This window comes from Clostridium sp. AF19-22AC (assembly GCF_003479085.1).
Classification (GTDB): Bacteria; Bacillota; Clostridia; order Lachnospirales; family Lachnospiraceae; genus Faecalicatena_A; species Faecalicatena_A orotica.
The window spans coordinates 43,506-58,070 of record NZ_QUGN01000002.1; the positions used below are offsets into that span (position 1 = coordinate 43,506).

The 14,565-nt window shown below is 47.1% G+C and carries 14 protein-coding genes and 1 other RNA gene; 11 read left to right on the plus strand and 4 right to left on the minus strand.

The features are described 5' to 3' along the window. The first annotated feature begins 17 nt into the window (after window positions 1-17). The 11 genes from DWX43_RS02280 to DWX43_RS02330 all read left to right on the plus strand — a co-directional run bounded on the left by DWX43_RS02280 (window position 18) and on the right by DWX43_RS02330 (window position 11,748). Window positions 18-1,037: an NAD(P)H-dependent glycerol-3-phosphate dehydrogenase gene (locus DWX43_RS02280; RefSeq protein WP_109729192.1), complete on the plus strand. Its 1,020-nt coding sequence runs from the start codon at window positions 18-20 to the stop codon at window positions 1,035-1,037. A gap of 94 nt (window positions 1,038-1,131) precedes the next feature. Then, window positions 1,132-2,604, plus strand: a complete 1,473-nt coding sequence (gene spoIVA, locus DWX43_RS02285; protein ID WP_109729193.1) for a stage IV sporulation protein A — start codon at window positions 1,132-1,134, stop codon at window positions 2,602-2,604. Between the two features lie 456 nt (window positions 2,605-3,060). After that, window positions 3,061-3,882 carry a purine-nucleoside phosphorylase gene (locus DWX43_RS02290; RefSeq protein WP_118618567.1) on the plus strand — a complete coding sequence of 274 codons (822 nt, stop codon included), beginning with the start codon at window positions 3,061-3,063 and terminating at the stop codon, window positions 3,880-3,882. A 46-nt stretch (window positions 3,883-3,928) separates the two neighbouring features. Then, on the plus strand, window positions 3,929-5,206 hold the full coding sequence (locus tag DWX43_RS02295) for an amidohydrolase (RefSeq protein WP_118618569.1): 1,278 nt from the start codon (window positions 3,929-3,931) through the stop codon (window positions 5,204-5,206). Window positions 5,207-5,309: 103 nt separating this feature from the next. Next, on the plus strand, window positions 5,310-5,774 hold the full coding sequence (locus DWX43_RS02300) for a molybdopterin-binding protein (RefSeq protein WP_109729196.1): 465 nt from the start codon (window positions 5,310-5,312) through the stop codon (window positions 5,772-5,774). Further along, entirely contained in the window at window positions 5,771-6,505 is a 735-nt protein-coding gene (locus tag DWX43_RS02305; protein ID WP_118618571.1) for an MBL fold metallo-hydrolase, read from the plus strand. The genes DWX43_RS02300 and DWX43_RS02305 overlap by 4 nt, the downstream gene beginning before the upstream one ends. Window positions 6,506-6,527: 22 nt before the next feature. Further along, a complete protein-coding gene (gene rnhA / locus DWX43_RS02310; protein ID WP_109729198.1) occupies window positions 6,528-7,007 on the plus strand; it encodes a ribonuclease HI in 480 nt (159 codons plus the stop codon). A 30-nt stretch (window positions 7,008-7,037) separates the two neighbouring features. After that, window positions 7,038-7,414: RNase P RNA component class A (gene rnpB / locus DWX43_RS02315), an RNA gene on the plus strand. 113 nt (window positions 7,415-7,527) lie between these two features. After that, window positions 7,528-8,559 (plus strand): 3-deoxy-7-phosphoheptulonate synthase, encoded by a 1,032-nt coding sequence (locus tag DWX43_RS02320; protein ID WP_118618902.1) that lies wholly within the window; start codon window positions 7,528-7,530, stop codon window positions 8,557-8,559. A gap of 43 nt (window positions 8,560-8,602) precedes the next feature. Beyond that, entirely contained in the window at window positions 8,603-10,687 is a 2,085-nt protein-coding gene (locus DWX43_RS02325) for an EAL domain-containing protein (RefSeq protein WP_118618573.1), read from the plus strand. Between the two features lie 164 nt (window positions 10,688-10,851). Beyond that, on the plus strand, window positions 10,852-11,748 hold the full coding sequence (locus DWX43_RS02330) for a tyrosine-type recombinase/integrase (RefSeq protein WP_182440601.1): 897 nt from the start codon (window positions 10,852-10,854) through the stop codon (window positions 11,746-11,748). A 67-nt stretch (window positions 11,749-11,815) separates the two neighbouring features. On the opposite strand, the gene DWX43_RS02335 is transcribed toward DWX43_RS02330, so the two are convergent. The 4 genes from DWX43_RS02335 to DWX43_RS02350 form a co-directional block, all read right to left on the minus strand. Next, window positions 11,816-12,259 carry an aspartate carbamoyltransferase regulatory subunit gene (locus DWX43_RS02335; protein ID WP_109729201.1) on the minus strand — a complete coding sequence of 148 codons (444 nt, stop codon included), beginning with the start codon at window positions 12,257-12,259 and terminating at the stop codon, window positions 11,816-11,818. Between the two features lie 33 nt (window positions 12,260-12,292). Next, window positions 12,293-13,213: an aspartate carbamoyltransferase gene (gene pyrB / locus DWX43_RS02340; RefSeq protein ID WP_118618577.1), complete on the minus strand. Its 921-nt coding sequence runs from the start codon at window positions 13,211-13,213 to the stop codon at window positions 12,293-12,295. Between the two features lie 56 nt (window positions 13,214-13,269). Then, a complete protein-coding gene (locus tag DWX43_RS02345; RefSeq protein ID WP_118618579.1) occupies window positions 13,270-13,818 on the minus strand; it encodes a nitroreductase family protein in 549 nt (182 codons plus the stop codon). Between the two features lie 299 nt (window positions 13,819-14,117). Then, on the minus strand, window positions 14,118-14,495 hold the full coding sequence (locus DWX43_RS02350; protein ID WP_109729204.1) for a hypothetical protein: 378 nt from the start codon (window positions 14,493-14,495) through the stop codon (window positions 14,118-14,120). Window positions 14,496-14,565 lie beyond the last annotated feature (70 nt).

The window sequence follows — 14,565 nt, forward strand, 5'->3', positions numbered from 1 at the left end:
GTAAAGGAGAAGAAATTATGGCAAATGTAGGTGTGTTAGGAGCCGGAAGCTGGGGAACAGCACTTTCCGTCCTGCTGTATGAGAATGGACACCAGGTGACTGTATGGTCTATTGATAAGGCTGAAGTGGAGATGCTCACGCTGAAAAGAGAGCATGAGACAAAACTGCCGGGAGTCAGACTGCCGGAGGACCTGATGATTACAAATGATCTTGAGGAAGCAGTAACAGGCAGGGATTTTCTTGTACTTGCGGTGCCATCTCCATTTACGAGGGCTACGGCAAAGAGCATGAGTCCTTATATAAAAGAGGGGCAGATTATTGTGGATGTGGCGAAGGGAATCGAAGAGACTACCCTGATGACACTCTCCCAGCAGATCGAAGAAGAGATCCCACAGGCCGATGTTGCAGTTCTTTCCGGGCCGAGCCATGCCGAGGAAGTGGGAAGAAAGCTTCCGACGACGTGCGTGATCGGTGCGAAAACGAGAAAGACGGCAGAATACCTGCAGTCCATGTTTATTAGCCGTGTATTCCGCGTATACACGAGCCCGGATATCTTAGGGATTGAGCTTGGCGGTTCTTTGAAGAATGTCATTGCCCTGGCAGCAGGAATCGCGGATGGCCTCGGATACGGTGATAATACGAAGGCGGCCCTGATCACCAGGGGGATTGCGGAGATAGCAAGGCTTGGTGTTAAGATGGGCGGTAAGATTGAAACCTTCACCGGTTTGACAGGAATCGGAGATCTGATTGTTACATGTGCCAGCGTCCACAGCCGTAACCGGAAAGCCGGTTATCTGATCGGACAGGGCAGGACAATGGAAGAAGCGATGGAAGAAGTCAAGATGGTCGTAGAAGGTGTTTATTCGGCAAAGGCAGCGGCAAAGCTGGCAAGAAAATACGACGTATCCATGCCGATCGTCGATCAGGTTAATGCAGTCCTCTTCGCGGGCAAGAACCCGGCAGAGGCGGTAGACCAGCTGATGCTCAGGGAACTCAAGAGTGAACATTCGTCCCTTCCCTGGCCGGATGAAGTATAAGCAATGAGACATCCGTCAAATATTTTTCAGGATTGATTCATAAACCCCCTTTTCTGTGCATACATTGGTATCAGCAGAACAAGGGGGTATTTCTATGGATTCATTTCAGTTATACAAAGACATGAAAGCAAGAACAAACGGAGAAATGTATATCGGAGTCGTTGGTCCTGTTCGGACAGGCAAGTCAACCTTTATTAAGAGATTTATGGACCTGCTGGTGCTTCCGAATATGGCAGACGAACATGCAAGAGAAAGAACAAAGGATGAACTTCCCCAGTCCGCATCCGGTACAACGATCATGACAACAGAACCGAAGTTTGTGCCGAAGGAGGCAGCCACGATCAAGCTGTCCGATGATGCAGAAGTAAAGATACGCCTGATAGACTGTGTGGGATACATGGTTGACGGCGCATCCGGGCATATAGAAAACGATGCAGAGCGACAGGTAAAAACGCCCTGGTTTGAGTATGAAATACCATTTACAAAGGCAGCCGCGATCGGGACACAGAAGGTCATCCACGACCATGCGACAATAGGGATCGTCGTGACCACAGACGGAAGCATTGGTGACCTTCCGAGAGAAAATTACATAGCAGCGGAAGAAAAGACAATCAAGGAGCTCCAGTCCATCGGTAAACCGTTCATTGTCCTTCTAAACACAAAAAAACCATACACAGATGAAGCAAAATCACTCAAGGAGGAACTGGAGGAAAAATATAAAGTATCTGTCCTCCCGGTCAACTGTGAACAGCTTCGGACAGAAGATATCCATAACATTATGAGACAGGTGTTATTTGAATTCCCAATATCAGAGGTGGAATTCTATATTCCAAAGTGGGTGGAAATGCTATCCAGAGAACACAGGATCAAGGCAGACCTGCTCCAGAACGTAAAGGATATCATGGCTTCACTCAAAGATATCCGGAGTGCGTCAGGAGAGGCACCGCAGACAGACAGCCCCTATATAGAAAAAGTGAATGTAGACAAAATCGAGATGGACACCGGGAAAGTAAAGATACGGATCGCGTTCGCAGAACAGTACTACTATGAAATCTTAAGTGAATTGACCGGGACGGACATCAAAGGAGAATACGAACTAATCACGGCTATGAAGGAACTTGCGGCCATGAAAGAGGAGTATACCCAGATCAAGGATGCTTTCGCAGATGTGAAGATGAAAGGATACGGTGTCGTAAGTCCGAAGAAGGAAGAAATCATGCTGGATGAACCGCAGATCATCAAGCAGGGAAATAAGTACGGAGTCAAGATCCACTCGGAGGCGCCTTCGATCCATATGATACGTGCCAATATAGAGACCGAGATCGCACCGATCGTCGGCAATGAGAAACAGGCACAGGATCTGGTAGAATACATCAAGGCCGAGAGTGAGACGCCCGAAGGGGTCTGGGGAACGAATATATTCGGTAAATCCATTGAAGAACTGGTCATGGACGGAATGCGCAATAAGATTACAATGATTAACGATGAGAGCCAGGTAAAACTGCAGGATACCATGCAGAAAATCGTAAACGACAGCAACGGGGGGCTGGTCTGCATCATTATTTAAGGATGCTGGATACAGGACGCCGATGGCAGGACGTGTCCCAAAGCCGGCGGCACAGCGCCTGCTGGCTTAAAGTCCGGGGCGTTTCGCTTAGAAGCTGTAGACGAAAAAGGTGGGAAAAGAGAGGGATATGCCGCATTCGGCCCAAAAACTGATGTTTTTGCTCCTCAGGCGGCAACAGAATTTACTTCGGAAGTAAATTCTGCCCTCTCTTTCCCCACCTTTTTCGTCAACATCTTCTACTGCTTACTTTACGGACTTTTCACCAGCAGGCGCTGTGCCGCCGGCTTTGGGACATGTCCTGTCATCGGCTGGTGCATCCGTGCGCCATCCGGCAAGGAGGAGAGTGCAGGTGGATAGTTTGATAGGAAAGTTCGGTGTTTCATGAGCTTCTTATTTGTGTTATAATAATTCCCAGATGTATATCTATAATTTAAGGAAATAAAATAGGAGGGTACGATGAGCAGGCAGTATGAGAAGCTGGTGAAATGTTATGAATATTATCAGTCTGTGACGGATTTTTCCCCTCGTGTGGGGTTGATTCTTGGTTCGGGACTTGGAAATTATGCTAGAAATATGAAGGTGGTATGTGAAATCCCGTATGGTGATATTCCGGGGTTCCCTGTGTCTACGGTTGAAGGGCATGACGGGCGTTTTCTGCTGGGATATATTGGTATGGTGCCGGTTGCTGTCATGAAGGGACGTGTCCATTATTATGAAGGGTATTCTATCGAAGACGTTGTGCTTCCGGTGAGGCTTATGAAGATGATGGGGATTGAGAAGCTGTTCCTGACGAATGCCTCGGGCGGGATCAACCGGAATTTCCACGAGGGTGATTTTATGATGATCACAGATCAGATATCCAGTTTTGTCCCCTCTCCACTGATTGGTGAGAATGTGTCTGAACTTGGAACCCGTTTCCCGGATATGACGCATATTTATGATGTGGAGCTGATGGGGCTGATACGGAATGTGGCACAGGAAGAACAGATCCAGATCCAGGAGGGAGTTTATGTCCAGACGACCGGGCCGAATTTTGAGAGTCCCGCGGAGATCCGTATGTTTGCGGCAATCGGGGCGGACGCAGTAGGCATGAGTACGGCTTGTGAAGCAATCGCTGCCCGCCATGCCGGTGTGAGGGTGTGCGGGATATCCTGTATATCGAATATGGCGTGCGGTATCACGGGGGAAGAGTTAAGCCATCTGGATGTGCAGGCAGTTGCGGACAGGCGGTCAGAGGAATTTGAACGTCTTGTAACGTGCATTATTGAAAAGATGTAGAAGGCCTGCGGTTACTATCTGCATGGTTTTGGGAAAGGATAGTTGAATGAATACTAGAATATATAATGTAAGAATTTTAACAATGGAGGCAGGTAAGAGTATTTTCCGGGGCGAGGTCTGGGTAAAGGGTGATACGATTGCTTATGTGGGCCCGTCTGTATTGGATGCTAAGGAGAAATGGGACAGGGAGATTGACGGTCAGGGGAATCTGCTTATGCCGGGTTTTAAGAATGCACATACGCACTCGGCGATGACGTTCCTTCGTTCCCATGCCGATGATATGAAACTGGATGAGTGGCTGCATAACAGGGTGTTCCCGGCGGAGGCAAAGCTTTGTGAAGAGGACATCTACTGGCTGAATAAGCTTGCGATCATGGAATATCTGACAAGCGGTATCACATCCGTGTTCGATATGTACCTGAGTAAGCCGGCAACACTCAGGACTGTGGTAGATACAGGATACCGCATGGTAATCTGTGAGAGTATCAATGACTTTGGAGGGACAATCCGCGAAGTGGAAGACGACTATAAAAGATATAATCAGGACCCGGACAGGCTGATCTCTTACCAGCTCGGCTTCCACGCAGAATATACAACCGGAAGGCCTCTTATGGAGGAACTTGCGGGGCTCTCAGAAAAATACGGGATTCCGGTTTATGTGCATTGTTCAGAGACAAAAAAAGAGGTGGAAGACTGCAGGAGACGGACAGGTATGACTCCGGTAGGTTATATGGATTCGCTTGGTCTTTTCCGTCAGGGAGGCGGTATATTCCACGGTGTGCATATGGATGATGCGGATTTTGACATTCTAAAGCAGAGAAACCTTTATGTTGTGACGAATCCGGCTTCGAATCTGAAGCTTGCCAGCGGCATTGCACCGGTAAAACGTTATCTGGATATGGGAATTCCGGTGGCTATCGGAACGGACGGACCTGCAAGCAACAATTGTCTGGATATGTTCCGGGAGATGTTTTTGACGACAGGTCTCCAGAAAGCCATATGTGATGACCCGGAGGCAGTGCCTGCAATGGAGGTCCTGAAAATGGCGGTTGTGAACGGAGCACATGCAATGGGGCTGCCGGAATGTGATATTCTGGCAGAGGGCAGGAAGGCAGATATGATATTAATCGATCTGCAGCAGCCTAATATGCAGCCTCTGCAGAATATTGAGAAGAATCTTGTTTACAGTGGAAGCAAGCAGAATGTAAAGATGACGATGGTTGCAGGAAAGGTCCTTTATCAGGACGGGGAATACAATCTGGGGTCATCAAAGGAGGAAATATTTGCAAGGGCGAATGAGTCAGCCCGGCGCATTTTAGGGTAAATACAGGATTGTCCGGGAACACATTCTGAGGGGAAAGCGGATTCCGGATATGGGATGAAATGACAAGATACAGTGAGTTTATAATTAGAAAGGGGTACAATAGATGAAGGCAGCAATTTTTACAATAGATTCAGGCTTATATAAGGCAAAAAAAGAGAGTGCGGCAGCAAGTGCACTGAAGAGGATACTCGGACAGGTTGGTTTTGAAGTAAAGGCGGCAGGAGTCCTGCCCGAAGATAAAAAAGTACTGGCGGCGGTTATGAAGAGACTGGCGGACACACAGAGCGTAGATCTGATCCTGACAACAGGAGCTACGGGAATCCGCAGGCGGGACTGTGCACCGGATGTTGTGGAGGAGATATCCGACCGGCTTCTTCCGGGCATTCCGGAGGCGATCCGTGCCTATAATATCCGCTATACAAAGAAGGCGATCCTGAACCGCTCGGCCGCGGGAATCAGGAAGAATACGCTGATAGTGAATCTGCCGGACAGCGCGAAGGCTGCGAAGGAAAGTCTGGAATATATCCTGCCGGAATTAGTACAGGTTGTGGAGATATTAAGTTTATGATAAGAGTCACATATTTAAGCCACAGCGGGTTCCTCGTGGAGCTCGAACAGGTATATTTATTATTTGATTATTACAAAGGAGAACTGCCGGAGATAAAGGCGGGAAAACCGTTCTTTGTCTTCGTCAGCCATGCCCATTACGACCATTTCAGAAAGGATATTTTTAAACTCAGGGAATATATTCCGGAGATTTACTATATTTTATCGAATGATGTAGATGCCCCGAAGACAGAGGATACCCTCCTGGCCGGTCCGAATGAAGAACACATAATCGGCAGTCTGAAGGTGCGCACACTGCGCTCCACGGACGAGGGGGTTGCGTTTCTGGCCGTGTGCGGGGACTGTACTGTTTACCATGCAGGCGACCTGAACTGGTGGCACTGGGAGGAAGAGGGGAAAGCCTACAATACGATGATGCGCAGGAATTACCAGTATGAGATTAATAAACTGCACGGCGTGAAAATCGATGTGGCATTTGTCCCTGTTGACCCCAGACTGGGGGAACAGTATTTCTGGGGACTGGACTGTTTCATGAAACGGACGGATACACAGGCAGTATTCCCCATGCATTTCTGGGATAATTATGGTATATTTGACCGGATTGTACTCGAAAAAAGTGCAGAAGAGTATGTAGATAAGATATACAGGATTACAAAAGAAGGACAGACGTTTGAACTGGAGAAGAGGGAAGAAAAATCTTTTGCCGACAGCGTGAAAGAAATGATGGATTAGCAGATTGGAGAGTTGGAAAGTGATGCAGGTAAAGTTATATACAGACGGCGCGGCGAGAGGAAATCCGGACGGGCCGGGAGGATACGGTTCTGTGCTCGAATATGTGGACCAGAAGGGGACACTTCACACGAAGGAATTGTCACAGGGGTATGTGAAGACGACGAATAACCGGATGGAACTGATGGCTGTGATTGCCGGCCTGGAGGCACTGAACCGGTCCTGTGATGTCGAGGTGTATTCCGATTCGAAGTATGTAGTGGATGCATTTAACCAGCACTGGGTGGATGGATGGCTGAAAAAAGGATGGAAGCGCGGCAAGAATGAACCGGTGAAGAATGTGGACCTCTGGAAGCGCCTGCTTGCGGCAAAGGAGAAGCACAATGTTGTGTTCCACTGGGTAAAGGGACATGACGGGCATCTCCAGAATGAGCGGTGTGATGAACTTGCGACAACGGCGGCTGACGGCAGTGGACTGATTGTTGATGAAGGGCTTGCCAGATGAGTGAATACATAGTATAATGTACATCTGAGTTAAGTAAGACAGACAATCGCGGCTGCATGCGCCGAAAGGCCGCAGACGAGGAAAGTCCGGGCTTCACAGGGCAGGATGCCGGATAACGTCCGGTGGAGGTGACTCCAAGGCCAGTGCAACAGAAATAAACCGCCGGGAGGACATATCTGACCCAGTGCCAGATATAATTTCCGGTAAGGGTGGAAAGGCAGTGTAAGAGACTACCGCCTCGCTGGTAACAGAGAGGGCACATGTAAACCCCATCCGAAGCAAGACCGAATAAAAGCGATGTGGCGGCCCGTCACGCTTTAGGTAGGTCGCTTGAGCCTGATGGCGACATCAGGCCTAGATAGATGATTGTCCAATGACATAACCCGGCTTATCGTCTTGCTTAACCAGGTGAATTGAGAGAAGAATATGTATGGTGCCGCAGTTGACTTTGCAGCATCATTTTTTGTACGATAAAGGAAAACTTTATAATAATAGCAGATACGGAAAGGCTGATGAAAAAATGGGAATGAGAATCAATGCACAGCTGCCCCTGCCGGCAGATTTAAAGGCGGAATACCCGCTGTCAGATACAGTAAAGAAACTTAAGAAGAGAAGAGACCGGGAAATCCGGGATATTTTTACCGGGGAGTCTGATAAATTTATCGTACTGGTAGGTCCCTGTTCGGCAGACAACGAGGATGCCGTATGCGAGTATGTGGACAGACTGGCAAGAGTCAATGAGGAAGTCTCTGATAAACTGATGATTATTCCGCGTATCTATACGAATAAGCCCCGTACAACCGGAGAGGGATATAAAGGGATGCTGCATCAGCCGGAGCCTGATCAGGCGCCGGACCTTCTGGCAGGAATTATAGCCATCAGGAAGATGCACATCCGTGCGATCCAGCAAAGCGGCCTGACGGCAGCGGATGAGATGCTGTATCCTGAGAACAGGAGTTATCTGGATGACATTCTTTCTTATGAGGCGATCGGGGCCCGTTCTGTTGAGAACCAGCAGCACCGCCTGACGGCTAGCGGCATGGATATCCCGATCGGCATGAAGAATCCGACCAGCGGTGATTTTTCCGTGATGCTGAACTCCGTCGTTGCAGCGCAGAGTTCCCATACGTTTATCTACAGGGAGATGGATGTGACAACGGACGGAAATGATCTGGCACATGTCATCCTGCGTGGCGGTGTGGATAAATATGGTACCTGTATACCGAACTATCATTATGAGGATTTGATGCGCCTTCTTGAAATGTATGGACAGAAAGGCCTGAAGAATCCGGCGGCAGTGATTGATGCCAATCATTCAAATTCTAACAAGCAGTACAAAGAGCAGATCAGGATTGTGAGCGAGGTACTCCACAGCAGGAACTATAATCCGGATCTGAAGAAGCTTATCAAGGGTGTAATGATAGAGAGCTATCTGGAAGAAGGATGCCAGAGCATCGACAGTGAACGGGTATATGGAAAGTCTATTACAGACCCGTGTCTCGGATGGGAGGATACGCGCCGGCTTATCTATAAAATTGCAGAGAATATTTAACACAGGAACGAATTGACAAGAGTGGGAAAGATACAGGCGAACTATGTACAGCAGAATACTTCGTGCAATCTATAAAATAGAGAATAACCATGTGTTTTCAGCAGTGAAGAAGGGATTTACACTTTTAATCCCTGTTCTTCTCGTGGGTTCTTTTGCGCTTTTATTCCTTAATTTCCCAATTCCTGTGTTTCAGAAATTTATTGCAGAATGGGCGGGGGGAGTCTTATCGACATCCCTGCACTTTCTCTTTGATTCAACGGTTGGTTTCATGTCTATATATCTTGTGGTCAGCATCAGTTATTATTATTCCTCTGAAATGAAGGAACGTGATGGGTTTCTTCAGGTGATGGCTATGGTAGTATCTGTGGTTTGCTTTGCGGCTTCTTTTGGAGCGGCTGGTGGTTCTATGGAACTAAGTGACTTAGGTCCTGTCGGGGTATTTACAGCGATGTTTTCTTCCGTGGCTGCGACTAAGCTGTTCTACTTTTTTTATGGAAAGATCTCAGCAGCACACAGATTCCGGTCCAGAGGGGCGGACGTGGATTATAGAAATTCACTTTCTGCAATTTATCCCCTTCTTCTGTGTGCGCTTATTTTTATCGGAATGAATCTGACTATCCAGACAGTCTTTAAAGTAGATAACTTAAACGATCTTGTGACAGATGGCATAGTATTTTTGTTCCACAATATCAATGATGGGTTAGGCGCCGGAATCCTGTATGTTGTTGTACTGGATATTCTGTGGGTATTCGGTATACACGGGGGCAATGCGCTGGAGCAGGTGGCACAGACGTATCTGGTCCCGAATGACAATGCAGCGGGAGTGATTATATCCAAATCTTTTTTGGACAGCTATGCATTGATAGGGGGCTGCGGGGCGGCAATCTGCCTCCTGGCGGCGCTGCTCATCTTTTCCAAAGGAAAGGATAACCGGCAGCTGGCTTACTCCGCATCCGGTGCGGTTTTGTTCAACATTAATGAGATCCTTGTGTACGGACTTCCCGTTGTGCTGAATCCGGTTCTGATCATTCCATTTATTCTGACCCCGGTAATTTCCCTCCTCATCGCGTATGGTTTTGCCACAATGGGATTTCTGCCGATACTGGGAAGGACTGTGACATGGACGACACCTGTTTTATTTAGTGGGTATTTATCCTCCGGTTCATGGAGGGGCGTGGCCGTGCAGCTGGTGATTCTGGCAGCAGGGACAGGGGTTTATGCCCCCTTTGTATGCCTTGCACAGAAAGTAAAAGAACAACAGGCAAAGATGCTTTTAAATGAGCTGACTGCTTATTTTAAACTGGTGCAGCAGGAGGGGCGGGACGTCCATCTTATGGAACAGCATGACAGCAAAGGACTGCTGGCTCGGAATATGGCAGAGCAGCTTCGGATCGATGTCGAACAGGAGCGGCTGACGATGGGGTATCAGCCGCAATATCATAAAGAGCATGGTCTGACAGGTGCAGAGAGTCTGCTTAGATGGAGATATATGGACTACCCGGTTTACCCTCCTCTGGTAGTGGCTCTGGCGAAGGAGGATGGTTTCTTTGACCGGCTGACACAGGTTGTGGTAAAAACATCCATGAAAGCATGTAGTGAACTTTTAAGAGAGGGCAGTGCATTGACGATATCGGCAAACATATCGGCTGACCAGATGGATTCAGAACAGTTTATCAATCGTGTTATCCGTATGGCGGAAACATATGGAGTATCGGGGCATTATTGCCTCGAGGTGACAGAAGAGTCAGCGGTTGACCGGATGGAAGAGATTCCGCACCATATCAGCAGGCTGAAGTCGGCAGGGATTCTGGCAGCAGTCGATGATTTCAGCATGGGCAGGACCAGCCTTATGTATCTACAGACATCCAGTTTTTACGCTGTAAAACTGGATGGAAGACTGGTACAGGGGCTTCTGGAAAATGAGCGGAATCAGGAGATCATTGCATCAATTGTAACTCTTGGAACCAATCTTGGATTTGTTGTGATGGCAGAATACGTAGAGACAGAAGAGATCCGTGAAAAGTTAGAGTCTCTGGGATGTAATCTATATCAGGGATATTTATACAGTCCGGCGGTTCCGCTGGAGCGGCTGAAAGAAATTGTGAAAGGCAGTCAGCCAAAAAAATAGTAGCATTTGTAAGGTCAGAGTGTGCAGGCAGGTCAGGATGGGAAATGCAAATCCAAAGCAGCCTGTACACTTTTTTTATTTACAAATGTTACAGTAGGAGTTATACTGGTAACAGAAAGATAGTTCCGCTTCGCGGATTTACGAACAAGAGGGAGGAGGACTATATGAAAAAACAAGATACCGAAGTCGTTAAACTTGAGATTTGGGATGAATTTGTAAAGCATTTCAGAAATGAGAGAACAGCCGCAGCTTATCTGACTGAGATAGCGGAATTTGAACGAATCAGCAAAAAGTCCTTTTTCGCCAGTGGTGCAAAGGAGGCGGAAAGATATTACAAATGGCTGAAGAACAGAGAAGAATGCGGTGAAATAAGCGGAAGTACGCTAGGAAAAAAGTTCTGGGAATTACATTCTTTTGCATCCTTTGCAGAAAAATGGAGTGGGATGTACGGGGTACAGCCGGGGTTCGAGGACTGTTTTTTCCCTTGGCTGAGGGAAGCAGGGCATCAGGAAAAGCTGGTACACAGTATCCCGGTAGAAGATATGGATGCTTTATACCGGGCGGCGCAGGAGGACAAAATGGCTTATACAATCATTACCATCATCCACAGAGTCGGGTTATCGTCCAGAGAAATCTCGGAATTAAGACCCGGCGATTTTGCCTCTTATGACAATGGTGTATTCGCACATATAAGAAGCAGGGAAGAACTTTGTTTCATTCCGGCGGACGTTGTACAAATACTGAATCAGTTTCTGGAAGAAAGAGAGGATTTCGAATTCCTTTTTTACAATAGAAAAGGAGATCCATTAAATAAAATGTTCATCAGCAGGATGCTGAAAAAATATACGGGACTGGCAGGAATACCATCTTACAGTGCCGAGAAGATACGGACGACCTGTGGCGTTACAATGTCCGCATATGGTGCAACAGCGCGACAGGTTGCCAGACAGATGGGGATTACAGGGACACAGATTCGAAAATATCAGAACAGGCAGTATAAGGATAATCTGAGAGTCAGGGCAAATGAACTGGTAAAGATACGGATAGAACCGCCAGTGTAGATGAATTGGTAAAATATTCTGAAAATGAAGGTGCATAGGGGTCAGACCCCTATGCACAATGTTGGTACTACTTATTATCGTTATATTTTTCCTCACAGTATTTACAACGGTATATCTGATTTTCTTCGTCTGTCAATACGAAGACATGTTCCAGCCCCTGCTCAATGGAAGTGATGCAGCGGGGATTTCTGCAGCGCAGGACATTTCGGATTTCTTTTGGAAGTGTCAGGCGCTTTTTCTCTACAATCTCTTCGTTTTGGACGATGTTGACTGTTATTTTATGGTCGATGAAACCGAGAATGTCTAAATCCATGAAATCGATCGGGCATTCTATTTTCATGATGTCTTTCTTGCCCATTTTGCTGCTTTTTGCATTCTTTATGATTGCCACGCAGCAGTCTAATTTATCAAGATGTAAGTATTTATAAATTTCCATGCTTTTGCCGGCTTCGATGTGGTCGAGTACAAAACCTTCGGAGATACGGCCAACGTTCAAAGTGTTTTTCAACATAATGTTCCTTCTTTCTTCTAATCTGGGTGTATGTTAGTCTACATGAATATCCAGCAGAGTGAGGATCAGTGCCATGCGGACATAGACTCCGTACTGCATCTGCTTAAAATATGCTGCACGCGGGTCATCGTCTATTTCCACGGATATCTCGTTCACCCTCGGAAGTGGGTGAAGTACATACATATCCTCAGGTGCAAGCTTCATTTTCTTCTTATCTAATATATAGAAGTCTTTCATACGCACATAGTCTTCTTCATTGAAGAAACGTTCTTTCTGGACTCTTGTCATATACAGGATGTCGAGTTCAGGCATTGCATCTTCCAGACGGACGACTTCTTTATAGGAAATGTTCTGTTTGTCCAGTACATCATGGCGCATATAGTCAGGAAGTCTCAGTTCTTCAGGTGAAATCATGACGAATTTGATGCCGGTGTAGCGCACAAGTGCATGAATCAGTGAGTGTACGGTACGCCCGAATTTCAGGTCGCCGCAGAGGCCAATTGTCATATTGTTCAGACGGCCTTTGACGTTTAAAATTGTCAGCAGGTCAGTCAGTGTCTGGGTCGGATGCTGATGCCCGCCGTCACCGGCATTGATGACCGGGATGAAAGAATGCTGGCAGGCAACCATCGGTGCGCCTTCTTTTGGATGACGCATGGCACAGATATCTGCATAGCAGGAAATCGTCCGGATCGTATCAGAAACGCTCTCTCCCTTGGCAGCAGAACTGGAATCTGCGGAAGAAAATCCCATGATGCTTCCCCCCAGGTTCAGCATGGCAGCCTCATGGCTCAATCTTGTCCGGGTACTTGGCTCATAAAATAAAGTAGCCAGTTTTTTCCCGTCACAGGCATGTGCATATTTGTCAGGATGTGCCTCTATATCCTGCGCAAGAGTTAAAAGTTCGTCAAGTTCCTCTACGGAAAAATCCAGAGGACTCATTAAATGTCTCATAAAAAACCTCCTCGTATGCCCCAGGGCATATTAATCTTATCAGTATTTCAGCCATTTTAGAGATTATTGGGATAGTACACTAATAATTCCCGGGCCGACTTGCGTTTTGGCGGTTCCGGCTCTGATTCCGGATAACCAATTGCAATTAATGAAGCAAGTTCCTGATCTTCTGGTATGTTTAGAAGTTCTGTGATACCATCTTCATCAAAAATCCCCATGATTACCGTGCCGAGCCCATATTCTTTAGCGGCAAGGCAAAACGTCTGGCATGCAATCCCCACATCACACATCTGCCATCTGTCGCCCTTTTTAGTCGAATAAGAACCATCGCGCTCGAAACCACACCGTCCCTTTATGAAGGTGACAGCGATCAGCATTGGTGCCTGCCGGATAATATTCGCATTGTGCTCACGGGTGAATTCATCGGCAATCTTTCCGAGAAGGGAAGAATCTTCGATTGCGATATAACGGGTAATCTGAGTGTTTTTCCAAGATGGAGAATAGGATGCTGCATCCACAATTGAATTAATAATTGAATGGTCAATCGGGTCCGGCTTGTATTTACGGATACTTCTCCGGGTTTTGATGCAATCAATCACGTTCATTTGTATACCTCCCTGTCTGAAATTGTGTTACTGTGCATGTCCTATGGGCGAACACAGTAACCTGAAATTCTCTTCAACTAATCATATACTAAAACAGGGTGATTTTCAACAAGAAATTTATGAGTTTTTTTAGAGGCATATCTGGTTGTTACTGTTCACACCCTGCGGGCGTGCACAGTAACGGCATCTGCCCATTAAAAGTCGCCTGCGGCGAGGGGCAGATGCCCCGACACCATCACTTTATCGGCCCCGATGCCGTGCAGCTGGGTGCACGGCACGGTGTGAACAGTAACATCTGGTTAACGCAGGATTTTTTCAAACAGCAGTCCTGCACCGAACCATAAGGGGGCATAATCGAATCTTATGAGTCCTTTCAGATTATATTTGGACTTGCTGTAATCCCAGGGACACGCGTGATGCTTTTTCAAAAAGCTGCCGGAGAGGAACTCACCGGCAAAGATACAGCAGGTATACACACTGCCGCGCAAAAACGGGCTCTTCCCTTTCAGGAGACGGCAGACAGGGGTCAGCAGACAAGCTGCCCCATAAATCGGGAACATCCAGATGGAAGTCCGTCCGACCAGAGTGAATTCTTTTCGTTTAAAGGAATGCAGGGCTGTGAATATAATCTCCATGCACCAGCCCACGGTGCCGCATATAATAAATTTGTTCTTCATGGTAAGAAGTATGTTTAGGACAGGGGAATTTTATACGCAGTTTATGTTAAAAAACAGCCTGAACGGAAAA